This is a genomic window from Desulfotomaculum sp. 1211_IL3151 (assembly GCF_036763075.1).
Taxonomy (GTDB): Bacteria; Bacillota; Desulfotomaculia; order Desulfotomaculales; family Desulfotomaculaceae; genus Desulfotomaculum.
Genome location: NZ_JBAIYV010000051.1, coordinates 38,690 through 61,227, shown reverse-complemented (window position 1 = coordinate 61,227; position 22,538 = coordinate 38,690). Strand labels below are relative to the sequence as shown.

Annotated in this window: 21 protein-coding genes, 5 tRNA genes and 1 pseudogene; 20 read left to right on the top strand and 7 right to left on the bottom strand. The window is 45.1% G+C overall.

The window, feature by feature from the left end:
* Positions 1-50: 50 nt before the first annotated feature.
* On the bottom strand, positions 51-380 hold the full coding sequence (locus V6C11_RS14560) for a CPCC family cysteine-rich protein (protein ID WP_333531922.1): 330 nt from the start codon (positions 378-380) through the stop codon (positions 51-53).
* 653 nt (positions 381-1,033) lie between these two features.
* Between V6C11_RS14560 and V6C11_RS14555 the strand changes: the two genes are divergently transcribed.
* Both V6C11_RS14555 and V6C11_RS14550 read left to right on the top strand, forming a co-directional pair.
* Complete coding sequence (locus tag V6C11_RS14555; protein WP_333531921.1) at positions 1,034-1,273, top strand: hypothetical protein; 240 nt, start codon at positions 1,034-1,036, stop codon at positions 1,271-1,273.
* Positions 1,222-1,332: pseudogene (locus tag V6C11_RS14550) on the top strand (DNA cytosine methyltransferase); the annotation flags it as partial. The gene V6C11_RS14555 and the pseudogene V6C11_RS14550, both read left to right, overlap by 52 nt.
* 730 nt (positions 1,333-2,062) lie before the next feature.
* On the opposite strand, the gene V6C11_RS14545 reads toward V6C11_RS14550, so the two are convergent.
* Positions 2,063-2,139: transfer RNA gene (locus V6C11_RS14545), tRNA-Arg, on the bottom strand.
* Between the two features lie 160 nt (positions 2,140-2,299).
* Here V6C11_RS14545 and V6C11_RS14540 point away from each other — a divergent pair.
* From V6C11_RS14540 to V6C11_RS14530, 3 genes are all read left to right on the top strand, one after another.
* On the top strand, positions 2,300-2,683 hold the full coding sequence (locus tag V6C11_RS14540; protein ID WP_333531920.1) for a hypothetical protein: 384 nt from the start codon (positions 2,300-2,302) through the stop codon (positions 2,681-2,683).
* 106 nt (positions 2,684-2,789) lie between these two features.
* Positions 2,790-3,602, top strand: a complete 813-nt coding sequence (locus tag V6C11_RS14535; protein WP_333531919.1) for a histidinol-phosphatase — start codon at positions 2,790-2,792, stop codon at positions 3,600-3,602.
* Between the two features lie 370 nt (positions 3,603-3,972).
* Positions 3,973-4,692: an N-acetylmuramoyl-L-alanine amidase family protein gene (locus V6C11_RS14530; RefSeq protein ID WP_333531918.1), complete on the top strand. Its 720-nt coding sequence runs from the start codon at positions 3,973-3,975 to the stop codon at positions 4,690-4,692.
* Positions 4,693-4,739: 47 nt separating this feature from the next.
* On the opposite strand, the gene V6C11_RS14525 is transcribed toward V6C11_RS14530, so the two are convergent.
* Positions 4,740-5,087 (bottom strand): DUF2680 domain-containing protein, encoded by a 348-nt coding sequence (locus tag V6C11_RS14525; RefSeq protein ID WP_333531917.1) that lies wholly within the window; start codon positions 5,085-5,087, stop codon positions 4,740-4,742.
* A 151-nt stretch (positions 5,088-5,238) separates the two neighbouring features.
* On the opposite strand from V6C11_RS14525, the gene V6C11_RS14520 reads away from it, so the two are divergent.
* The 3 genes from V6C11_RS14520 (at position 5,239) to V6C11_RS14510 (ending at position 6,802) form a co-directional block, all read left to right on the top strand.
* Positions 5,239-6,321 carry a ComEC/Rec2 family competence protein gene (locus V6C11_RS14520; RefSeq protein WP_333531916.1) on the top strand — a complete coding sequence of 361 codons (1,083 nt, stop codon included), beginning with the start codon at positions 5,239-5,241 and terminating at the stop codon, positions 6,319-6,321.
* Positions 6,318-6,503, top strand: a complete 186-nt coding sequence (locus V6C11_RS14515) for a DUF3006 domain-containing protein (protein WP_333531915.1) — start codon at positions 6,318-6,320, stop codon at positions 6,501-6,503. Before V6C11_RS14520 ends, V6C11_RS14515 begins: the two co-directional genes overlap by 4 nt.
* A gap of 77 nt (positions 6,504-6,580) precedes the next feature.
* Positions 6,581-6,802 carry a DUF378 domain-containing protein gene (locus tag V6C11_RS14510; RefSeq protein ID WP_333531914.1) on the top strand — a complete coding sequence of 74 codons (222 nt, stop codon included), beginning with the start codon at positions 6,581-6,583 and terminating at the stop codon, positions 6,800-6,802.
* Positions 6,803-6,850: 48 nt separating this feature from the next.
* Here V6C11_RS14510 and V6C11_RS14505 read toward each other — a convergent pair whose 3' ends face one another.
* Positions 6,851-7,132 (bottom strand): MarR family transcriptional regulator, encoded by a 282-nt coding sequence (locus V6C11_RS14505; protein ID WP_333531913.1) that lies wholly within the window; start codon positions 7,130-7,132, stop codon positions 6,851-6,853.
* 132 nt (positions 7,133-7,264) lie between these two features.
* Here V6C11_RS14505 and V6C11_RS14500 point away from each other — a divergent pair, with 132 nt between their 5' ends.
* Together V6C11_RS14500 and V6C11_RS14495 are read left to right on the top strand one after the other, a co-directional pair.
* Complete coding sequence (locus V6C11_RS14500) at positions 7,265-8,626, top strand: metallophosphoesterase family protein (RefSeq protein WP_333531912.1); 1,362 nt, start codon at positions 7,265-7,267, stop codon at positions 8,624-8,626.
* Positions 8,627-11,584, top strand: a complete 2,958-nt coding sequence (locus V6C11_RS14495; protein ID WP_333531911.1) for an SMC family ATPase — start codon at positions 8,627-8,629, stop codon at positions 11,582-11,584.
* Between the two features lie 66 nt (positions 11,585-11,650).
* On the opposite strand, the gene V6C11_RS14490 is transcribed toward V6C11_RS14495, so the two are convergent.
* The gene (locus tag V6C11_RS14490; protein ID WP_333531910.1) at positions 11,651-11,971 is read right to left on the bottom strand and encodes an AzlD domain-containing protein; all 321 of its coding nucleotides are present in this window, start codon (positions 11,969-11,971) and stop codon (positions 11,651-11,653) included.
* The gene (locus V6C11_RS14485; protein WP_333531909.1) at positions 11,935-12,639 is read right to left on the bottom strand and encodes an AzlC family ABC transporter permease; all 705 of its coding nucleotides are present in this window, start codon (positions 12,637-12,639) and stop codon (positions 11,935-11,937) included. Before V6C11_RS14485 ends, V6C11_RS14490 begins: the two co-directional genes overlap by 37 nt.
* Positions 12,640-12,926: 287 nt before the next feature.
* Between V6C11_RS14485 and V6C11_RS14480 the strand changes: the two genes are divergently transcribed.
* From V6C11_RS14480 to V6C11_RS14465, 4 genes are all read left to right on the top strand, one after another.
* A tRNA-His gene (locus tag V6C11_RS14480) sits at positions 12,927-13,003 on the top strand.
* A gap of 13 nt (positions 13,004-13,016) precedes the next feature.
* Positions 13,017-13,091 (top strand) — tRNA-Gln (locus tag V6C11_RS14475).
* Positions 13,092-13,098: 7 nt separating this feature from the next.
* Positions 13,099-13,174, top strand: a tRNA-Lys gene (locus V6C11_RS14470).
* 12 nt (positions 13,175-13,186) lie between these two features.
* Positions 13,187-13,271 (top strand) — tRNA-Leu (locus tag V6C11_RS14465).
* Between the two features lie 65 nt (positions 13,272-13,336).
* Here the strand turns inward: V6C11_RS14465 and V6C11_RS14460 are convergent.
* Entirely contained in the window at positions 13,337-13,567 is a 231-nt protein-coding gene (locus V6C11_RS14460; RefSeq protein ID WP_333531908.1) for a hypothetical protein, read from the bottom strand.
* A 463-nt stretch (positions 13,568-14,030) separates the two neighbouring features.
* On the opposite strand from V6C11_RS14460, the gene tig reads away from it, so the two are divergent.
* The 6 genes from tig (at position 14,031) to yihA (ending at position 22,532) form a co-directional block, all read left to right on the top strand.
* The gene (tig, locus tag V6C11_RS14455; RefSeq protein WP_333531907.1) at positions 14,031-15,338 is read left to right on the top strand and encodes a trigger factor; all 1,308 of its coding nucleotides are present in this window, start codon (positions 14,031-14,033) and stop codon (positions 15,336-15,338) included.
* Between the two features lie 73 nt (positions 15,339-15,411).
* The gene (clpP, locus tag V6C11_RS14450) at positions 15,412-15,999 is read left to right on the top strand and encodes an ATP-dependent Clp endopeptidase proteolytic subunit ClpP (RefSeq protein WP_333531906.1); all 588 of its coding nucleotides are present in this window, start codon (positions 15,412-15,414) and stop codon (positions 15,997-15,999) included.
* Between the two features lie 19 nt (positions 16,000-16,018).
* Entirely contained in the window at positions 16,019-17,269 is a 1,251-nt protein-coding gene (gene clpX / locus V6C11_RS14445) for an ATP-dependent Clp protease ATP-binding subunit ClpX (RefSeq protein WP_333531905.1), read from the top strand.
* A gap of 306 nt (positions 17,270-17,575) precedes the next feature.
* On the top strand, positions 17,576-19,291 hold the full coding sequence (gene lonB / locus V6C11_RS14440) for an ATP-dependent protease LonB (RefSeq protein WP_333531904.1): 1,716 nt from the start codon (positions 17,576-17,578) through the stop codon (positions 19,289-19,291).
* Between the two features lie 215 nt (positions 19,292-19,506).
* Positions 19,507-21,936 (top strand): endopeptidase La, encoded by a 2,430-nt coding sequence (gene lon, locus V6C11_RS14435; RefSeq protein WP_333531903.1) that lies wholly within the window; start codon positions 19,507-19,509, stop codon positions 21,934-21,936.
* The gene (gene yihA, locus V6C11_RS14430) at positions 21,933-22,532 is read left to right on the top strand and encodes a ribosome biogenesis GTP-binding protein YihA/YsxC (RefSeq protein ID WP_333531902.1); all 600 of its coding nucleotides are present in this window, start codon (positions 21,933-21,935) and stop codon (positions 22,530-22,532) included. Before lon ends, yihA begins: the two co-directional genes overlap by 4 nt.
* Positions 22,533-22,538 lie beyond the last annotated feature (6 nt).

Genomic DNA, 22,538 nt, shown 5'->3' with positions numbered 1-22,538 from the left:
TTGCTTATGGTGTGGCGGACAAATTTCAATTTGTCCGTATCTCATTATGTTCATTTTCTTGGAAATTCAGACTCTTTGGGGCTTCTGCAATAAATCTTCAGTTCAGGCATTGCGGCGCCGTATTTTACATAGTTATCTCTTGCCTGGAATAAAGACAATCCATGATTTTGGTCGCTTGGCTCGTTTTCCGACTGAATAAAAGAATCAATTTCCCAAAAACAGACGGGGCAGATGTAAGCCAGAGCATCCCCAACATTCGGAATCGTAATAAATCGGCAGCATGGACAAGGCGCATTTCCTGCGACTTCTGTTTCTTCTCTTTCTTCAGATAAATTGGAGCAATTACTGTCAGGAAGATATAATTTACGGCGCTTTTCCATTTGCCTTATGCTCCTTTTATGCAATAATGTGAAGTCTGGGATGTTCAACAAATTCCTGTTTGTCTGAGTGGTTTCATAAACTTTGAATCCATCATACCATGCTTTACCATAAAAAAGACATAGCCTTCCTCTGCGGAAAGCCAGGTCTTTTGTGGCCGGGACCTTATGTTGTCGTTGACTGATTAGCCCCAGGTTTCCCTGGGGCTTTTTATCCACTTACTTTTACTTATGGGATAGGACAAAAGTGTGGCCGTAGATGGATATTACTTCCTATAGATAACAGGAGATTCCGTGTGATAAAATCAACACGTCGACATGTGCCAGTAGGCGCAATTCCTCTCTTTACCAAAGCCCCCGCCGAGAGGTGGGGGCTATTTTTATTTTGTCTTTAAGCGAAATGGTATACTATAACCCCTGTTTCTTTATCTTGAGCATAGTGCAACCTTATCCATCAGACATTTCTAAGCCACTTACTTTTCGATGGTTGGTTTATGGCCATATTCTTTCCATCCCCTGCCTAGTTATTAGCCAGTTTTACGAGCTTCCTTCTCGGTAAATTTACCAGATGCAGCCGCCTCCTGCAATAGAGGATTTTTGCCCCTTACAAAACAGCTTCCCCCGCCTTGATGGCAGCTTGTTTTTGTTTGGATGGAATGGCATGGGAATATCTATCAAGCATAAAGGCGGCAGTGGCATGCCCAAGCTTTGCTAACAATAGGATTACTGAACATATAGCCCGAAGTCAGCAAGAAACAGATGTCAGGCTATTCGAAGGTATGAAAGAAGGCACCTCTTCCAAACATTTACTCAAAAGCGATGATTCCAAAGATAAAGAACTTTTAAAGATGGTAACAGATTTATTCATCCAGATAGCAGTCAGGCAAGGACACTAACTGTAAGAGAAGCTGCAAGGGTCCAATCGTTTCCGAATGATTATATCTTTGAGGCACCAGGTCTTGGGGGAAGCAAGGGGACGGTTCTTTTGCTTCCCTAAACTTTCAATGGACTATTGTTGTTGCGTATTTTATAAAGAGGCATGCTGCGGAAAAACTGATCTTGTAAACTTTCCATAATCCATATATTGATCTAAATGGCATGATAAAGAATAAGGTGATATTAAGTTTATGTTTAAAAGGAGTGGAATAATTGGGGGTATTATATGATTATAGGTGGTTATAATGGTTGTTTTTTAGGTTCTAATCTGACAGATATAATTGTATTAAATAATATAGTTGTAAAATACATAATTATAGCCATTGGTGCCGGACTATTCAGTTGTTTGATAGAATATGGAAATGTTTTCATGATTAACTTACCCATATAACTGGGTGAAAAACATCGCCAGAACGTCGTCAACATGTCACCAAAATTACCCAAACTTACCAAAGTTGATTATTAACTAGCAAAAAAGAAATCCAGTAATTTCATAGCTTACACTTTAGATGCCAGTAAAATCAAGGTGTGTTGAAGGACTTAAAATTCTGTGAAGGGGATTGAAACTTGCCGGAATATAATCAAAAATAATTCCCCCAAAATCACTGACGGAAAGAACATAACGGAGTATAATAACCTCTTTTTCAATAGTTCCATACCGTACATTAGAAGAATATTAGAAGTTTCCCCTAAAAAAGAAAAATGGCAAGGGCTTCCAACCTTGAAAGCCTTGCCATTTCTACGTTTTCTGGCGTCCCAGGAGGGATTCGAACCCCCGACCTACGGATTAGAAGTCCGTTGCTCTATCCAGCTGAGCTACTGGGACAATTCTTGAGCCAACACAAAATATAATAACATAATGATTCTTGGAAAGCAACAATATTTATTAAGAGATTATTAGCTGCCGTATTAATGATTTTATATGGTAAAATAAGCAATGTCAACAATGTTGGCTTATGTTAATAATTAAGGAGTGGCATGATTCGGTGGACAAGGAACTGCTAGTTAAGGATATAGTTTTTATGAGTACCCATTGGGGATCAGAAAAAGAAAAGGATCGGGAAAGGGTAGAAAATACAATTATGCATTTATTGGAGACCTTTCCTGTTTGTCAGCACTGTAATGAATCTTCCGATAATAAGTTTTGGATCATCGAAGAAATAAGAAGAGGTTTTCTGCTAAAAAAATATGAATCGAATGTTTTCTCTGTATGCAGCCTAAAATGCCTGTTTGATTGGGGCTTAAATAAGGATGCTTATTATTCTATCGTTGTCCGCTTGGCCAGTAACAATGTTTTATCCACGGGTTTTGCGGGGCTTAATGCAATGGCTCTTAATGAGTTTGCAACTGAAATCAATCGTGCAAGGTAGGGCTTTGAATGTATACAGCAAGATTTATTGATTTTTTTTAGAAGTCTTAATATAGTTTCTATATACAACAACATAATTCTATATACGACAACAAGGTGGGTGCAAAATGTTAACAGATTATCATATTCATGTGGAAAAAGGACAGTACACAGTAGAGTGGCTGCGGAAGTTTTATGAACATGCCCGGCATGTGGGCATTAATGATTGGGGAATTTCGGAGCATGCTTACAGGTTTATTGAGACAAAGCATATTTTTTGGAACCATTGGGTTGAACAAAGGCAAACGGAGAAGATGGACGACTATCTAAATATGATCTTACAGGCCAGGGCAGAGGGGATTAATGTTAAGTTTGGTATAGAAATTGACTACTTTCCTGGTAAGGAGAAGGAAATTAAAGAATTTATCGATGGCTATCCCTTTGATTATGTGATTGGTTCAGTCCATTGGATTGATCAGTGGGGTATTGATTTGTCGGAAATGAAGGAAGAGTGGGAAAGACGTAAAGTTGAAGATGTGTGGCGGGACTATTTTGATCGGGTTGAGTCCCTGATTGAGAGCCGCCTTTTTGATATTGCAGCCCACCTGGATCTGGCGAAAATTTTTAAATATATTCCTACGAATCAAGATTTTCTTCAGGAACAGTATGACCGGATTGCCCGGGCTTTTGCCAATAGTGGTACCTGTATTGAAATTAGTACCGCTGGCCTAAGAAAGCCAGTGGGTGAAATGTATCCCCAGCCTTTATTATTGAAAACATGCTTTCTCAATGGAGTACCGATTGTGATCAACTCCGACGCCCACAATCCGGAGGATGTTGGGGCGGATTACGATCAAGCCCTTACGTTGGCCAGGGGAACAGGGTATCGGTCCATACAAACCTTTACTGCCAGGAAGGCTGAAAGTCACACCCTGGGATAATGCTTGGGATGTGATTCTATTATTTAGTTAAAAAGAAAAGACCGAATGAATTCACATCTTTTGTTAATGTGTCATAGATTGTAGGAAAAAGGGGTTGAGATTATGACACAAGCTAACTCTTGTTTTCCTAGTTTTCTATTGCCGGTTTGCGTTTGCTTTTTTATATTCCTATTAATCATCGCCATTGTGCTGCTGGTTATTTTCCTATAGGCTATGATCATAAGAAAGGCACTGCTTTTGGGGCAGTGCTTTTTTCTTTTTATGAATGGGTTTCCTTTAAAAAAGTAAAACTAGATTTGGCATATCGGAAAGTATAAACCTTCCGATATGCATAAGGGCAAACCAAAATAAATAAGTGAAGGTAATGAATATGTATATCAAAGGACCCTACAGAAAACAAAGACATCCGTGGTTTTGGCCAATTTTAGTTGTTATTGTGATGCTACCCGTGGGCTTTTTTCTAAAGGGATGTCTTTATAAAACGGAGGCAGAAAGTTCACCCCAAAAACCTCAAAAAAAGCCTTTACCCAAACATGTGGTTATTATTGATCCAGGACATGGGGGTTCAGATCCTGGTGCCTGTCGAGAAGGGGTAATGGAAAAGGATATAAATTTGGCCATTGCCCAAAAGATAGCTCGGTCTATGAAACAGCATCAGGTTCAATTGACCCGGGAAAAGGATCAGGATTTCACACAAAATGGTGTTTACACCAAGCAGGCCGAGCGGCTTGACCTAGACCATCGTATTGCCGTGGCCCAGAGGTTTCAGGGTGAGGTTTTTGTTAGCATCCACATCAATACCGGTGAAGGCCAGGACAATGGTGTTCTTGTTTACTACAATCCCAGTGATGAGAAAAGTAAAAGGTTAGCCCAGGCCATTCAACGGGAGACCAACAGGCTGCCCAAGGTCAGGGAAAAGGAACCTCGGCCAGATGATTTTTACTTATTCCAAAACATGACCATACCCGTAGTCATCGTGGAAGCAGGCTGGCTTTGTAACTCAGAGGAAAGGAAGCGGCTACAGGATCCAGCCTATCAAGAGCAGGTTGCCAATGCCATTGCCCGGGGTATAACAAATTTTTTACAGTAAGCAAAAAAATCGAAAGCGACCCCCAGGGGCCGCTTTTGATTTTACCATTATTGAATTTGGGCAGAAGGATTATTCTGCCAGGGACCGCCACCGTTACGTCCCATGCCAGCACCTGGGCCTAAGCCACATTTGCCGGGACCAGCACCGGGGCAGGTGTAGCCGTTCTGAGCCCGAAATTCACTCATTTTATCAAAATGTTGTTGCCAGGCCTGCCCCTGCTCCGGAGTTAGGGTGCCATTTTGCACAGCCTGATCAACTTGAACTCTCTTAGAAGCCATTCGTTGCTCAAACCATGCCTTAGCCGGAGTGTCAGTATCGGCGGCAAAGGCGGCGGGAATGGTTAAGGCTACAAGGGCCAGAATCAATGCACCCACGATAAGAAGCTTTTTGTTCATCCAAAACAACTCCTTCCTTTGCTTTATCTTATCATATCCAATAGCGTGTACAAAATAATTCGCAAAAAATTAAAATAATAGCCCCAGTCAGGTACTGGTGCGTATGGTATAATATTCTACTGTACCATCCTATCAACAAGGGAGAGAAAACATGAAAAAATTTATCCTACCACTATTACTCTGTATTTTAATGTTGGTTACTGGTTGCAGTCAACCTGAAACCGAGGGTCCTAAGGCAGATATACCAAAAATCATCACGGCACCAGCCGGTACTCTGAAGGTTCATTTTATTGATGTGGGCCAGGCGGATGCAATTTTGGTACAAAATAGTGATCAGGCTATGCTGGTGGATGCCGGCAATAATGCTGATGGAGAGCTGATGGTTCGCTACCTTAATCAACAGGGTATAAAAAAGCTGCAAGTGGTCATCGGGACCCACCCTCACGAAGATCATATCGGTGGCATGGATGATGTAATTAAACATTTTTCGGTGGAGCAAATATATTTACCCAAAGTTAATCATGCTACGGAAACCTATCAGGATGTTTTACGTGCTATGAAGGCGAAAAATATAAAGGCCACCGCAGCCAGTGGAGGACAAAGTTTTACCTTGGGTGATGCCCGAGTGGAGATTCTGGCACCCAACAGTAGCAGTTATGAGGAACTGAATGATTATAGTATCGTTAGTAAGATTTCTTTTGGCGAAACTGCTTTTTTACTGACCGGGGATGCCGGCATCCTTTCGGAGCAGGAGATGATAACCAAAGGTTATGACCTAAGGGCTAACGTGCTAAAGGTGGGTCATCACGGCAGTTACACTGCCACCGGGGAAAAATTCCTCAAGGCAGTGAATCCACAGGTAGCGGTGATCTCAGTGGCGGCCAAGAATGATTATGGCCATCCCCACCGTGAAATCCTGGAAAGGTTAAAGACCAGTAAGGTTGAGGTTTATCAGACGGCCCAACAGGGCACCCTGGTTTTGGTATCGGATGGCAAAAAAATTACAGTAGAAAACCAAACTATAACAACAAAAGGGGAGGTACCGATAGCCAAGGATACCTCGGTCTATGTAGATAAAAATGCTAAAGGCCTAATTAAGGGCAACATTAATAAAAACGGTGATAAAATTTACCACCTGCCCGGGCAGCGGAATTATGAACAAACCAAACCAGAGGCTTGGTTTAAAACAGAGGATGAGGCAGTGCAGGCAGGTTTTAGGAGGGCGAGCCGATGAGGGCAGTGATCGATCGCTTTGAAGCAGATTGGGCTGTTTTAGAGGTGTCAGGAAAAATCATGTGGCAGGTGCCGCGCAGTTTTTTACCTCCAGAGGCCAAGGAAGGCAGCAAACTGGAAGTTAATTTTACCATCCTTGATGAAGGGCCGGAGGATGAGTTGTTTGAAGAAGTCTTTAAATAATAAATAAAAATGTTTGCTTTTAGAAAAAAACGGCAATAATACCACTCGAAATTATTTTTTCGAGGAGGTTCTATTTGGTGGAAACATTATCAAGAGTTGCTTTAGTACTGGTGATCATCGGGGCATTAAACTGGTTGTTAGTTGGCCTATTCAGCTACGATTTGGTTGCAGCCCTTTTGGGTGGAGATGCTGTGCGTGAATCTTCTATCCTGAGCAAAGTAATCTACAGCTTAGTCGGTTTATCCGGTATTCTGTTGATTCCTTCCCTTTTCCGTGAGAAAGCACCCGTAGATAAGTAAGACAAAAAGACAAAGGCCCTTCGCCATTTGGTGAGGGGCCTTTCCCATTTAATGGTTTTGGCTGTAAGAATCTAACCATTCGTCTTTATAAAGGATCATGTTGGGGTCCTCTGGATTTTCACCTTCGCGATAATCCACCAGATTTAGTTCTTCCAAATTTCGTAGGGCCCGCTGGACTTCTAATTCTGAATAGCCCAGTGATTTACCCATATCTTTTAGGGGGTAAATCAACATTCCGTCCGGTGATGTATGCTCTCGCACAAAGATTAAAACATTGCGCTGAATTTCGTTTAGGTTAGCAAGACTGAGAGCCTTCAACAAATGGGGCACCTCCTTGTTTTTTCTTATTATTTCTTTTCAAACCACATTTATGCATTCTTTATAGAAGTGACAGGCCGTTCGAGATTCCGGTATAATTGATCAGGACAAGCAGGAATCTTGTGAAAAAAGGAAGTGCAAACCATGTCAGCACTAAAATTTATACATTGTTCCGATATTCATTTGGGCCGCCAGCGTCTGGGCGGTAAACTGCCCGATGATGACTTTGCTAAGGCCCTAGACTATATTGTACAGTATGCCCTGGAGCAAAGGGTGGATGGTCTGCTGCTGGCGGGGGATTTATATGACTCCCCAAATATTCAGCCACCTATTTTGCGGCAGGCCACCACCTGTTTGCTGCCTTTGCAAGAAGCGAATATACCGGTCTTTGCCATTGAAGGCAACCATGACCGGGCCACGGTGACCGGGGAAACCCATACCTGGGTGCGTTATTTAAATGATATAGGACTGCTTCACCTACTGACCATACCCTTTCAGGCCGAGGGACCTGTGCTTACCCCCTGGGATGAAAAAACCAGAAGAGGTTCTTATATCGACTATAAAGGTGTCAGGATCGTTGGTGCCGGTTACTTGGGGGCTGGCACCATTAAGAGGGCACGTCTTATTTGGGAGGCCATGACACAGTGGCCCAAGGACTCTGTCAGGGCCACTGTGATGCTGCTCCATGCTGGACCGGACTATATGGTGCAGGAAGGGGGCGGCTTTGCCAAGGAGACATTGGAATTTCTTCATCAGCAGGTTGATTACTTGGCCCTGGGACACATACATAAGCCCTTAAACCACGGCGGGTGGGCCCTTAACCCAGGTTCCCCGGAGCATGTAAGATTGGAAGAGAGCCGCTACGACGGGCAGCCCAGGGGTATGGCTCTGGTAGAAATTGATCCCACGGCAATCAACCCTCTGCAAAGGGCGGAAATTCTCAATGTACCCAAAAGAAGAGTCATCAGCCTGCGTTATGATTGTTCCCCCCACGGCAACAAAACGAAACGGGCAATGGATGGTATTCAGAGGGATCTCAGCAGTTTATTAAAAGAGGCGGGGGCCGGGCCAGAGGATGCGGTGCGCCTGGAATTGACCGGTGCTGTAAATTTGGGGCGGATAAGATTGGATACCGATGCCTTGGCCTCCTACCTGGAAGAAGATCTGCCCGTATTGGCGGTTGAAATAAATTCCGGTGCTTTACAGTTGGCTAACAGCGAAGGGTTAGAGGCCCAAGGGGCGGCTGCCGTACCCACCCGGGAAGCCCTGGAAAGGGCGGCCATTTATGATTTAGTATTGCATAATCCCCTGGTGGGGTTAGAGGAACAAGCGAATATCTTGGCAGGGTTATTTCATCAGTTTAAAGAGGATGTGCGCAGCCAAGTTGGTTACCAGGAAATTCGTGAAAGGCTTAACAGCAGTGGACTGGTGGAGCGTTTGGTACAAGAGGCATTGGCTGAGCAACCACGACGTGCGGTGGCAACGGCAAAGGAAGGTGAGGACTAGATGTGGGTGCAGAGGATCCGACTAAAAAATATCAAAAGCTATGGTGAAGGGGCGAATGGTGAGGGCATTACCATTCAGCTAGAACCAGGTATTAATCAGATTGCGGGGAAAAATGGAACAGGCAAAAGTACCCTTATCGAAGCCATTGGCTATGCCCTTTTCGATGCGGAACCTGTGCGTGGCAATGCCAGAATGGCTAAGAATACCTATCTCTTAAGAAATGGCAGTAAAGCCGGTGAGGTGGATGTTTGGGTCTGGCACGAGGATTGCTTGTACCGGGTAGAGCGGGATGTAGGCAATGGCGGACGTCGCTGGAAGGTGGTTCGGCAGGATGATGACTTTATCGAAGCAGAAGGGGAAAAAGAAGTTAAGGACTTTATTGCTAACCTGGCCGGGGTGGAAAATTCCGAACGCTTGGCTGAGGTTTACCACAGTCTGTTGGGTGTCAAGCAAGGACGTTTTACCATTCCCTTTGATCTGAAGCCCAGCGAGGCCAAGAACCACTTTGACCCACTATTAGATGTAGATATTTTTCGCCAGTGTTTTGAGTACCTCAAGGGTCCCTGTGATGAGGTTCGGCAGGAGATAGCTAACCAACGGGCAGTTATTAGCGGCTTAGAAGGGCAAATATCCCAGCTTCAAGATGCCCCGGAAAAATATGAGGAGGCCGTCAAACAAAGGGTTACTCTGGAGGCGTTAGTAGAAAAAAGCCAACAGCAGCAGCATCATGCGGCAGGCCAATTGGCACAGTACGAAATTCTCATGAATAACTATCAAGCAGCACGGTTAAAGGTCAGTGAGGCTAAAAACTTGGTTGCCCAGGCTAACAATGATGCTGCCACTTGTTCTACCAGGGTGGAGGAAGCCAAGCAGGCCAATCGGATGCTTCAACAAAATCAGGCAGCCTACCAAGCCTACCTAGAGCTAGAACAACAAATTAGTGTTTTAGAAAAGGAACGTCTGACCCGGGATCAAATCCAAAAAACCCTAGCCAACGGACAAAGGGAAGAAATGGGTCTGGCCAGGGATTTGCTGGCTAAAGGGCAGGAAGGGCAGCGGGATCGGGAAAATGCTGCCCAGAAGCAGCAGGATTATCAAACCAGATGGCAGCAGCTTAGCCTTCGCTTGGAGCAGTTCCAAGCCGGGGAGTCAGACTGCCAATTGGCTTATAAACAGGCCGAAGAATTACGCAAGCATCTGGCCAGCATTGTGGAATGGCTAAGGGGTATGAGTGCGGTAAATAAACCGGCCATTGAACAGCTGGCAGATTTGGAGCAAATATTACAGCAGCTAAATGGAAAAATAGCCGGCCAGTTAGCCCAGGCAAAAGAAGAACTTACGAGGCTTGAAGAACAGGAGCAGCAATGTCGCTTGGAGTTAGAAAGAACCCGCCAAGCGAAGGCTGTTCTAGAACAACAGTTGGCCAGATTATCTGGCGGACAATGTCCCTTGCTGGGGACAGCTTGCAACCAGTTCAACCCGGCTAAGTCCAAGGCAGACCTAGATAGCTTGACTCAGAAGTTTCAACAGACAGCTATCGCGCAGAAGGAAGCTTTAAAACTGGTTGCCGAGGCAAGAAAGCGAGTAGAATACTTGCTGGCAGAGGAAAAAAGTCAGCTGGAGAAACAGGCTAGGGCCAGTCAGTTGGCCAAAGGCATCGTGGGGCTATATGGGCAGCTGGTGGATGTCCGGGGTCGGGCGGCGGCAGAGGTACTGGCCAAAGTTTTGCAATCCGGCGGTGAATTACCCAAGTTAAGTGGCGGCGTGGCTGTAACTTCAAAAATGAAAGTGGCCGGCTACCGGGCTGCGGTGGAAGAAATGAAGGCTTTGCAGATGGCCCTTTATGAGCGTTATCAGGGATGGCAGCCCAGCGTGGAGAAACGGTATAAAGCAGCCCAGGATACATTGGCCCAGCGGGTGGGACAGAAAAAGGAGTTGGCGGCGGAGGAAACAGCCCTAAAGAACCTGACAGAGGAAATTAAGAAACTTAATCAAAGGGCAGCCGAGTCAGAGCAAAGGGCCGAACGGATTGAAGCCCAACTAAACAAAATTCGCCGGGAGATAAAGAATTTGCAACAGCAATTGGCACCCTTTCAGGAGCTGGACAACAAACTGGCCTTAGCCACGGCAAACAAAGCCAACCATCTGCCGGGCTACACCTTATATTTGCAAAATCAGCCTGTGGCGGCAAAACAGCAGGCATATCTCACGATGCTGCAGGAAAGTCAAGACAAGTTAAAGGGGTTACAGGCAGAATTGATAGAGTGGGAGCAAAGGTTTCAGCAAGCAGAGGCGGCCTATAATCCAGCCAGGCATAAGGAGCTAAAGGACACCTATGCCAAGGCAAACCTTGCTCTTGGGGAAGCCACCAGCAAATTGGCCGAAGCTGTGCGGTTGGTGAAAGAACAGCAGCAGCGGGTCAAGGTTATGCAGGGGTTGCTGCAGCAACGGGAGGAGCAGTACAGAGAGTTGCTCCGTTTACAGGCCCAGGAAAGTATTCTTGAGCGGGCAAGGTATATTTTGAAAAATGCCCAGGAACCGGTGGCCCGCAGCCTAACTGCTCGGGTGGCAGCCCAGGCCCAGGTTATCTACAATACGATGAGCAATGAGGCGGCACAGTTTCACTGGCGCTCGGGAGATTACAGCCTTACGGTCACCACTGTGTCCGGGGAGAAGCGCTTTACCAGCCTGTCCGGTGGCCAGCAAATGAAGGCTGCCATGGCCATGCAACTGGCCATGGTCAAGGAATTTTCCCAAGCAGGTTTCTGCGCCTTTGATGAACCCACCTATGGCTTGGATGCAGAAAGCCGCAATATGTTGGCCGAAGCCATCGGCAAGGCCCAGGAAGAATGCAAATTTGAGCAACTTTTGCTGGTTTCCCATGATCAAGCCTTTGATGACAAAGTAGAGCATGCTTTAAAACTGGAATATTCACCCATGGAGGGGACGAAACTATAGCCATGAGTCATGATTAGCCTTTAGCTGTTAGCGGATCGTTTTTAGCTAACGGCTAATTGTTAACAACTAAAAGGCCTGATTTAACAATACGACAGTCAACATACCAGTTACCACCGTCAGGAAGATACTTTTGGAAAAATACCCGGCTAGAAAACTGGGAATGGCTGCTAGGAGATAGGTGTTGGACAGGTTCAGGCTAAGCTGACCATTTTTTAAAAGTAACTCAGGTGCCAACAGGGCAGACAAGACAGCCACTGGCACATAGCTAAGCCAATTCATTACGCCCTGGGAAATATTCATACGGGATAATACGGCCAGCGGCAGCATCCGGGGAATGTAGGTAACCACCATCATGCCGATAATGACTGCGAGGACTTTTCCATCCATTGATCGATTAACACCCCAATCGTTGCAGATATTATAGTGGCCAAAATAATATTCCAGCTACCCGCGGCATTTAGCTTGATACCAATGGATAAGGCGGCGGAAATAATAATTACGGCCAACATTTTCTTGTGTTTTACTTGTAAAACCAATAGAGCGATAAACATAGCCGGTAGGGCGAAATCCAAACCATATTTTTGTGGGTCAGGGATAAAATTACCCATCACAGACCCCAGCACGGTGCTGGAAAGCCAAGCCAGGTGAGCGGTAACCAAAAGACCAAAGAAATATCCTTTATCCTTCTTTTCACGGGCCACAGTGGCAACGGAAATTGCGAAGGTTTCATCCGTAATCCAAAAGCCCAATAAGGATAAAAGCTTGGCACTCAAATGTTTCATATAGGGTGCCAAGGAGGCAGTCATTAATAGGTGCCGGGAATTAATTAAAAAAGTGGTTAAGACAATGGTACCAAAGGAAGCCTGGGCTGCTAGCATGCCTGCTCCGATGAACTGGGAGGAACCGGCGTAGACCAGCAATGACATCATAAAGACCTCAAGGGTAGTCATACCAGATTGAACCGCCAAAACACCAAAGGCCATGCCAATGGGAAAATAGCCAAAGACAACGGGCAAAGCTGCTTTAAAACCCTCTTTAAACTGGGATTGAGCCATGACTAAGACCCTCCTAAAAACAAATGTACATTCCCTATGATAACAGAATTTAGTTAGTTAAGGTTAGTTTAGTTTGCGAAAAATAAACACCTGAGAAGCACCCAAAGGTCTTGACAATACATGTCAAACTATATATAATCAGTAATTGTTCGCAGCAAAAAGCATGATCGTTTAGGCAATAGTAATAAAGGTTATGAGAAAATAATTTGTTGAAATATTGCTTGACAATGATGAATGACTTTGATAATATAATTTCTGCGAGTCACCAAAGTCAGCAACGCTTTGTGGTGGGTATAGCTCAGCTGGTTAGAGCGCCAGATTGTGGCTCTGGAGGCCGTGGGTTCGAGTCCCATTATCCACCCCATTTTATACTATATTGGGGCGTCGCCAAGCGGTAAGGCACCGGACTTTGACTCCGGCATTCGTTGGTTCGAATCCAGCCGCCCCAGCCATTAATAGGATCCATTAGCTCAGTTGGTAGAGCACCTGACTTTTAATCAGGGTGTCCCGCGTTCGAGTCGCGGATGGATCACCATCAGTTTTATATGCGGATGTGGCGGAATTGGCAGACGCGCCAGACTTAGGATCTGGTACCGCGAGGTGTGGGGGTTCAAGTCCCTTCATCCGCACCACAAATAAAAAACACCTGATTAATCAGGTGTTTTTTATTTTTTTGATTTTTCGTTCGGGATAGTGGTTAAACCTTAAATTTTTCGTTCGGGTAGTCTAGGGATTCTACTATTTGGCTAGCATAGCAAGTTGAGCAGACATGAACCTGCTTGTAAATACAGATAACATGTTTATGACAGGCCCATTGACCACAGATACTACATTGCTCATGACAGTGTGAACATACTTCATCGCCGCATACAGAACACTCTAGTAATCGATCGGTTTCCTTTTGGCAAATTGAACAACCATTTGACATAGCAACACCCTCTTTATAATATAATGTTTTAAAATTCAGTCAATTTTTAATTATCTAACTAATTTATACAACAAAATTATTTATTTCACAAGACTTGAAATCTAATTAAAAAGATGATATATATTCAAGAAATTAGAAAATAAAACCTTTAAAAAATGGAGGAAAAGGAAGCCCTAAGCAAATGTTTTGCAAAGAAAAGACATTATGGTATAATTGGAATGATATAGGATTGCCAGGGTTATGCCCTGGTATTTTAATTACTGAGGTAACTGGAAAAAATTACCCTTTTTGACTGTAAATGATTCGACTTCAGCAGGAGTTGGATAACCTTTCGTAGAAATAAATATAGTGTTATGCCTATATTTGGTTACACTACAAACAACGAGGGTTGCAGTCCTGTGGGAGGGTGTAATTTCAGTAAACAATAATAATCCAAAGGATATTTAAGGAGGAACACTTTATAATGAAGGCCACTGCAGAAAGAATTGATAAAAACACCGTCCTTTTAGAGGTTGAGGTAGAACAGGAAAAAGTTGAGCAGGCTTTGGATAAAGCCTACCGGAAAGTTGTTAAGCAAGTTAACATTCCTGGGTTTCGTAAAGGAAAAGCTCCCCGGGCAATGGTAGAACGTTATGTAGGTTCCGAAACTTTATTTGGTGAAGCCGCTGAAATGATTATTCCCGAAGCTTATATGGAAGCTTTAGAAGAAACTGCCACCGAGCCCATTGACCAACCCCAAATTGATATTGTACAGGGTGAAGCTGGTAAAATCTTAATTTTTAAAGCCACTGTAGAAGTAAAGCCGGAGGTAACCCTGGGCGAATACAAAGGTTTAGAAGTAACCCAACCTGCCGCAGAAGTAACGGATCAGGACATAGAGAAGGAACTGGAACGTCTGCAGAATCGCCATGCGAAACTTATCACAGTGGAAGAAGGAGAAGTGCAAAATGAAGATGTCACCCTCATTGACTTTACCGGCTATGTAGACGGTGAGGCCTTTGAAGGCGGTCATGCCGAAAACTACTCCCTAACCATCGGTTCCAATTCCTTTATCCCTGGTTTCGAAGAGCAGCTTGTGGGAGTTAAGCTTGGTGAAGAAAAAGATATCAACGTTACTTTCCCGGAAGAATACCATGCAGAAAATCTGGCCGGCAAACCAGCAACCTTTAAAGTAAAAATTAATGAAATTAAACGCAAGGAACTGGCACCACTGGATGATGAGTTTGCCAAAGACGTAAGCGAATTCGATACATTGGATGAATTAAAGTCAGACATTCTGAATAGATTAAAAGAAAATGCCGCAAAAGTGGCCAAGTCTTCCATGGAAAACGGTGCAGTGGAAGCTGCGGTTGCTAAAGCAGAGGTTGAGATCCCAGCAGTTATGGTAGACCAAAAGGTTGAAGAAATGATTAACAGCATGAGCCAACGTCTGGCTCAGCAAGGCATTAACCTGGATCAGTATTTCCAATATACGAACACCAGCATTAATGACATGCGTGACCGTATGAGACCAGATGCTGAAAGAACAGTTAAAAGTGAACTGGTTTTAGACGCCATTGCCAAGTCTGAAAATATTACTGCCAGTGAAGAAGAATTAAATGAGGAAATTCAAAAAATTGCTGAATATGTTAAACAGGATGCGGAAATTGTACGTAAGACACTGGAATTACAGGGTGAGCTGAGACATATTAATCTAGATATAGCCCGCCGTAAAGTTGTTAATTTCTTGGCTGAAAATGCTAAAGTGGTGGAAGGCACCAAAGAGGCCTAGATTGAATATATTGGCAATGTAAGCCCTAAAGCCGTAGATAGGGCTAGATAGATATTTCAAGGAGGCGATAGACTTGTCGGGCTTAGTACCAATAGTAGTAGAACAAACTAACCGGGGCGAGCGAGCATACGATATTTATTCAAGATTATTGAAAGATCGTATTATCTTTATTGGTGGACCCATTGACGACCATATTGCCAATCTGGTAATCGCACAGTTCTTATTCCTAGAGGCTGAGGATCCTGAGAAGGATATTCATTTATATATCAATTCTCCGGGTGGGGTTGTTACTGCTGGATTGGCGATTTACGATACCATGCAGTATATTAAACCCCCTGTATCCACCATTTGTTTGGGTCAAGCTGCAAGCATGGGTTCCTTCTTGCTGGCCGCCGGAGCAACTGGCAAGCGTTATACTCTTCCCATGGCTAGAATTATGATTCACCAACCCCTAGGTGGCGTGCAGGGTCAGGCAACGGATATTGATATTCATGCCAAAGAGATTTTACGCATGAAAGACCTGTTAAATGAACGGTTGGCCCACCACACCGGGCAGCCTCTGGATAAGATTACCAGGGACACTGAGCGGGACTTCTTTATGTCCGCTGAGGAAGCTAAACAGTACGGAATCATTGATGAGGTGATGCCGTATAGGAAGTAAAGATAAAAGAGGTGGAAATATGTTTAACGAGAAAGGCCAGCTCAAATGCTCCTTCTGTGGCAAGATGCAGGATCAGGTAAAAAAGCTTGTAGCCGGCCCCGGTGTCTATATCTGCGATGAATGCATCGAGTTATGCAATGAAATCATCGAAGAAGAATTAAGCGATGACTTGGGCCTGGATATGGGTGATTTACCCAAACCCAAAGAAATCAAAGCCATTTTGGATCAGTATGTAATTGGACAAGAAAGTGCAAAAAGACAATTGGCTGTGGCAGTATACAACCACTACAAGCGGATTAACCTTGGGGGCAAAGTTGAAGACGTGGAGCTCTCCAAGAGCAATATCGTTATGCTGGGGCCCACCGGTTGTGGTAAAACATTACTGGCCCAGACACTGGCTCGCTTGTTAAACGTGCCCTTTGCCATCGCCGATGCCACCTCTTTAACCGAGGCAGGATATGTTGGTGAGGATGTGGAGAACATCCTGCTAAAACTTATCCAAGCAGCGGATTATGATGTTGAAAAGGCTGAAAAAGGCATTGTCTATATCGACGAGATTGATAAAATTGCACGCAAATCGGAAAATCCCTCCATTACCAGGGATGTTTCCGGCGAAGGTGTACAGCAAGCTTTACTAAAAATCCTCGAAGGCACAGTTGCCAGCGTACCACCCCAGGGTGGGCGCAAGCATCCCCATCAGGAATTTATCCAGCTGGATACCACCAACATCTTGTTTATCTGTGGTGGTGCCTTTGACGGCATTGATAAGATTATCCAAAACCGTACCGGTAAAAAACAGCTTGGTTTTGGTGCAGAAATTCAAAGCCAAAAGGATCGGAAAATTGGTGAAATCTTAGCCAACATCTTGCCGGAAGACCTTTTGAAATTTGGCTTAATCCCCGAATTTGTAGGTCGTCTGCCGGTTGTGGTTACCCTTGACGCCCTTGATGAAGATGCTCTGGTTCGTATTTTGACAGAACCCAAGAATGCTCTGTCCAAACAGTATCAGAAGTTATTTGAACTGGATGGCGTGGATTTGGAATTGCAGCCTGATTCCTTGCGTGAGGTGGCTAAGGAAGCGCTAAAACGCAAAACCGGTGCCAGGGGCCTCAGGGCCATCATGGAAGAAGCGATGCTGGGCATTATGTATGACATTCCTTCCCGTGATGACATCTCCAAGGTTATCATCACCAGGGACGCCATCTTAAAGAAAGGCGAACCACTGCTCATCACCATGGATAAAAAGAAGAAAAAAGAAGAAAGCGCATAGATTAAGGGTCAAAGCACGGGGAAATCCCCCGTGCTTTAGCTTTTCGCTTTTTTAATTAGCTCTCTCTGAGGATGACGTCACGGAGTGACAGGGGGAGTAAGCCACCAATGTCATTCATGATTAATAAAGGTAATAGCTGTCAATTAATGGACTATGGCCATCGCTTACCCCATAGGAATGCCTCAAGGAAAAAAGCTGACGGCTAATACCCAAAAGAAATACCCTAAATCAAAAATCCACGTGTAAAATTTGGTCCTTTTAGCAATAATACAAAAGAAAGAGTTCGCTAAAAGGAGGCATCGTATTATGGGGGAACTTACCGGCCTTGGGAGTTTTCTCACCTTTATACAGGTATTTTTCGCGGTGGTTATTGGTCTTTATTTCTGGAACTTGCTGAAGCAACAACAGGGCAATAAAACCGCCGTAGAAAGAGAATCCCGTAAAGAGATGGAAAAACTGCAGCGTCTGCGGGCTATTTCCTTGACTGAACCGCTGGCGGAGAAAACCAGGCCCAAAAATTTTAGTGAAATCATCGGCCAGGAAGAGGGCTTAAAATCCCTGCGGGCTGCCCTCTGCGGGCCCAATCCACAGCACGTTATCGTCTATGGACCCCCGGGGGTTGGTAAAACAGCTGCGGCCAGATTGGTGCTGGAAGAGGCTAAAAAAACACCCAGCTCTCCCTTTAAGGAAAATGCAAAATTCTTTGAGCTGGATGCAACCACTGCTCGCTTTGACGAAAGAGGTATTGCGGACCCCCTGATCGGTTCGGTGCATGACCCGATCTATCAGGGTGCTGGGGCCATGGGCATGGCAGGTATTCCTCAGCCTAAGGCTGGGGCTGTGACAAAGGCCCATGGGGGTATGCTGTTTATTGATGAAATCGGGGAACTGCACCCCATCCAAATGAATAAGCTGCTAAAGGTATTGGAAGATCGCAAGGTCTTTTTAGAGAGTGCCTACTATAGCTCTGAGGACAATAACATACCAACCCATATCCATGATATCTTTCAGAATGGCTTACCGGCGGACTTTCGCATGGTAGGGGCAACCACCCGGACGCCAGAGGAGATACCCCCGGCCATTCGTTCCCGCTGCTTAGAAATTTTCTTTCGACCACTACAGCAGGAGGAAATCAAAAAAATTGCTGACAATGCAGCAAAGAAGATTGGCTTTCCCTTAGAGGAGGGGGCACTGGACGTTATCAAACGCTATGCCACCAATGGGCGGGAATCTGTCAATATCATTCAAATTGCCGGCGGTATAGCCCTGACAGAGGATAGAAAAGAGATTTTAGTCAGGGATATTGAATGGGTCCTGCATAGTGGGCAGTATACACCGCGACCGGAGCGCAAGATCAATTCACAGTCTCAGGTTGGTGTAGTCAATGGCCTGGCCGTCTATGGACCCAATATGGGTATCGTCTCCGAAGTGGAGGCAACGGTTATCCCCGCTGCGGCTGGTATGGGTAAAATTATTGTGACCGGGGTAGTGGAAGAAGAGGAAATCAGTGGCGGAAGCAAAAAAGTACGGCGCAAGAGTATGGCCCGCAGTTCGGTGGAAAACGTGGTGACAGTACTTAGGCGGGTCATGGATGTGAATCCCCAAAACTACGATATCCATGTAAATTTCCTTGGCAGCGGCTTGGTGGATGGTCCCTCAGCCGGTGTCACCATTGCCACAGCCATTTACTCAGCCATCAAGGGTGTAGCCGTCAGCAATACCGTAGCCATGACCGGCGAAATTTCCATTCGTGGCTTGGTAAAACCCATCGGTGGTGTGGTGGCCAAGGTAGAGGCAGCCAAGCAGGCAGGGGTTAAGAAGGTTTTAATCCCCCGGGAAAACTATCAGGAAATATTTAAAAATATGGAAGGCATTGAGGTTGTACCCATAGACACACTAGAGGAGGTCGTTCAAGGGGCACTGGTGGAACAGCCTGAGAAAAAAATCCAGTGGGAATCGCTAAATTCCAGTTTGGATCTACCAGCGGCAGCCTTTTTGGCTGGGGAATCTGCCAATTCCTGATAATTTAAAAAACATTTGAGAAATATAGGTTTTCCTGTTAATAGAATAATTTTAAATTTGCTTGATCAAGCTTCAAAAACCCAGCGTATGCTGGGTTTTCTCTGTTAATGGTAAATTATTGTTGTGGCAGTGGATAAAACTTTTATGTTATTATAACCTTATTCTTAGTAACTAATCAGCCAACATATGTTTAGAATATACAAGGAGGTGCGGCAGTGAATTTTGAAATTAAATCGTTACCCTTGCTTCCACTGAGGGGTATTTTAGTATTTCCCTATATGGTTATACACCTTGACGTAGGAAGAGAAAAATCAATCCAAGCCATTGAAGAGGCAATGGTCCAAGACAAAATGATTTTTCTGGCAACCCAAAAGGAGGCTCAGACCGATGAGCCCACAGTGGATGATATTTATCAGATCGGGACAGTGGCAGAAGTAAAGCAACTGCTAAAACTTCCTGGGGGAACCATTCGAGTGCTGGTGGAAGGCATCGCCCGGGCCAAGATTAACAACTATGAATATCAAGAACCCTATTTTAGAGTGAAAGTGGAGCAATATACCGAAGAATTCGAAAAGAGTGCCGAAATTGAAGCTCTGATGCGGAACCTGGTTTATCAGTTTGAGCAGTATGTAAAACTCTCCAAAAGAATTCCTCCAGAAACAGTGGTTTCTGTGGTTAATTTGGAAGAACCTGGACGTCTGGTGGATATAATTGCTTCTCACTTAGCCCTAAAAATCGAAGATAAACAAAAAATATTAGAATCCATCGAGATTGTGGACCGACTGGAAAAACTCTGTGGCATTGTGGCCAGGGAATTGGAAATCGTCGAGTTGGAACGCAAGATCAACATTCGGGTTCGCAAACAGATGGAAAAAACCCAAAAGGAATACTACCTGAGAGAACAGATGAAGGCCATTCAAAAGGAATTAGGTGATAAGGAAGATCGGGTGGCTGAGTGTGAAGAACTCAGGGAAAAAATCGCCAAAGCAAAACTTCCTAAAGAAGCCGAAGAGAAGGCTCTCAAGGAAGTAGAGCGTCTGGAAAAAATGCCGCCCATGGCAGCCGAGTCCGCTGTGGTACGCAATTACCTGGACTGGATGTTAAGTTTGCCCTGGAGCAAGGGCACCAAAGATCGCATCGATATTAACGCCGCAGAGGCTGTGTTGGAGGCCGATCACTACGGCCTAAAGGATCCGAAGGAAAGAATCATCGAATATTTGGCTATCCGTAAGTTGGCTAAGAAAATGAAAGGACCCATACTTTGCCTGGTGGGCCCCCCGGGTGTTGGTAAAACCTCCCTGGGTCGCTCCATTGCCAGAGCTCTGGAGCGTAAATTCGTAAGAATTTCCCTCGGGGGTGTCAGGGACGAGGCGGAGATTCGTGGCCACCGGAGAACCTATGTCGGTGCCATGCCAGGTCGGGTTATCCAGGGTATGAAAACCGCCGGGTCAAAAAACCCAGTCTTCTTGCTGGATGAAATTGATAAAATGGCTAGCGATTTCCGAGGTGACCCTGCCTCTGCCCTATTGGAAGTACTAGATCCTGAGCAAAATAGTACCTTTAGTGATCATTACATTGAGACACCCTTTGATTTGTCCAATGTTATGTTTATCACCACAGCGAACAGCATGTATTCCATTCCAAGGCCTTTATTGGACCGGATGGAAGTTATTCAGATTTCTGGTTATACTGAAGAAGAGAAACTGCAAATCGCCAAACGTCATTTACTGCCCAAACAGATCAAAGATCATGGTTTAACCGATCAAATGATGCAGATTTCGGATAATACCCTGTTAAAGGTAGTACGTGAGTACACCAGGGAATCTGGAGTTAGAAATCTGGAGCGCAAGCTTGCCTCCATCTGCCGTAAGACAGCTAGGAAAATCGTAGCAGGTCAGGCGGAAAAGGTGAAGGTTACCACTCAAAATTTAGAGCAATTCCTGGGCATTCCCCGTTACCGTTATGGGGTAGCGGAACAAAATGATGAAATTGGTACCGTTACTGGTATGGCTTGGACCGAAGTGGGCGGTGATACCCTGGTTATTGAGATTACCACCTATAAGGGAACCGGTCGTATGACCCTAACGGGTAAATTGGGTGAAGTGATGAGGGAATCTGCCCAGGCCGGCTACAGCTTCATCCGCAGCCGTGCCCACGAGTTAGAAATTGATCAAGAGCTGTTTGAAAAATGGGATATGCACATTCATATTCCCGAGGGGGCTGTTCCCAAGGATGGCCCTTCAGCCGGTATTACCATGGCCACAGCGATGGCTTCGGTGCTTACCGGTCGGAAGGTGCGCCACGACATTGCGATGACCGGTGAGATCACCCTGCGGGGCCGTGTGTTGCCCGTGGGTGGTATCAAGGAAAAGGTTATGGCGGCTCACCGGGCAGGTATTAAATTAATCATTATGCCCAAGGATAACAAAAAGGATCTGGAAGACATTCCAGTTAACATTAAGAAGCACCTGGAATTCATCCTGGTGGAGCATATTGATCAGGTGTTGGAAATCGCCTTGTTGGAAAAGGAGATTGACCATACCACCACCATAATGGAACCAGAAGCAGCCCTGATGGATAATCCGCATCTTACAGCGGTGGAAACCCAGGAAGTTCAGCAAGGAGGAACCCAGCTACCGTCGTGAAAATAACAACCGCTTCATTTGTAACCAGTGCAGTTAACCCCGGGGGTTACCCCCCGGGGAATTTACCCGAAGTAGCCTTTGTGGGCCGTTCCAATGTGGGGAAATCTTCCCTCATTAACAAAGTGGTAAACCGCAAGGGATTGGCCAAAACCAGCAGCACCCCCGGCAGAACCCAGCTCATAAATTTTTTTAATATTAACAATGACCAATTCCTCATGGTGGATTTGCCCGGTTATGGTTATGCCAAAGTACCATTAGATGTGCGGGCTAAATGGGGCAAGATGATTGAAGGCTACCTTAAGGAACGGGAAAACCTAAGGGGAGTTGTGCTTTTACTGGATAGCCGTCATACACCCACGGCCCAGGATAAGCAAATGTATGAATGGTTGCAATATTATCAGGTACCCACGGTGGTGGTGGCCACCAAGGTGGACAAATTATCCAATAATCAGTGGGCCAAACAACAGGCAGTGATACAGAAAGCCCTACCCCTGGCACCGGGACATCGATTGGTGGCCTTTTCTGCGGAAACAGGCAGGGGCAAAGATGATTTGTTAGCCGTGCTGGATGATTGGGTACATAGTGAAGAAGAGTAAAGGCTG

Coding starts and splice junctions, on each gene's coding strand:
- V6C11_RS14560 (WP_333531922.1), bottom strand. CDS start 380: ATGGAAAAGCGCCGTAAATTATATCTTCCTGACAGTAATTGCTCCAAT.
- V6C11_RS14555 (WP_333531921.1), top strand. CDS start 1,034: ATGGCATGGGAATATCTATCAAGCATAAAGGCGGCAGTGGCATGCCCA.
- V6C11_RS14535 (WP_333531919.1), top strand. CDS start 2,790: ATGTTAACAGATTATCATATTCATGTGGAAAAAGGACAGTACACAGTA.
- V6C11_RS14530 (WP_333531918.1), top strand. CDS start 3,973: ATGTATATCAAAGGACCCTACAGAAAACAAAGACATCCGTGGTTTTGG.
- V6C11_RS14525 (WP_333531917.1), bottom strand. CDS start 5,087: ATGAACAAAAAGCTTCTTATCGTGGGTGCATTGATTCTGGCCCTTGTA.
- V6C11_RS14520 (WP_333531916.1), top strand. CDS start 5,239: ATGAAAAAATTTATCCTACCACTATTACTCTGTATTTTAATGTTGGTT.
- V6C11_RS14515 (WP_333531915.1), top strand. CDS start 6,318: ATGAGGGCAGTGATCGATCGCTTTGAAGCAGATTGGGCTGTTTTAGAG.
- V6C11_RS14500 (WP_333531912.1), top strand. CDS start 7,265: ATGTCAGCACTAAAATTTATACATTGTTCCGATATTCATTTGGGCCGC.
- V6C11_RS14495 (WP_333531911.1), top strand. CDS start 8,627: ATGTGGGTGCAGAGGATCCGACTAAAAAATATCAAAAGCTATGGTGAA.
- V6C11_RS14490 (WP_333531910.1), bottom strand. CDS start 11,971: ATGGATGGAAAAGTCCTCGCAGTCATTATCGGCATGATGGTGGTTACC.
- V6C11_RS14485 (WP_333531909.1), bottom strand. CDS start 12,639: ATGGCTCAATCCCAGTTTAAAGAGGGTTTTAAAGCAGCTTTGCCCGTT.
- V6C11_RS14460 (WP_333531908.1), bottom strand. CDS start 13,567: ATGTCAAATGGTTGTTCAATTTGCCAAAAGGAAACCGATCGATTACTA.
- tig (WP_333531907.1), top strand. CDS start 14,031: ATGAAGGCCACTGCAGAAAGAATTGATAAAAACACCGTCCTTTTAGAG.
- clpX (WP_333531905.1), top strand. CDS start 16,019: ATGTTTAACGAGAAAGGCCAGCTCAAATGCTCCTTCTGTGGCAAGATG.
- lonB (WP_333531904.1), top strand. CDS start 17,576: ATGGGGGAACTTACCGGCCTTGGGAGTTTTCTCACCTTTATACAGGTA.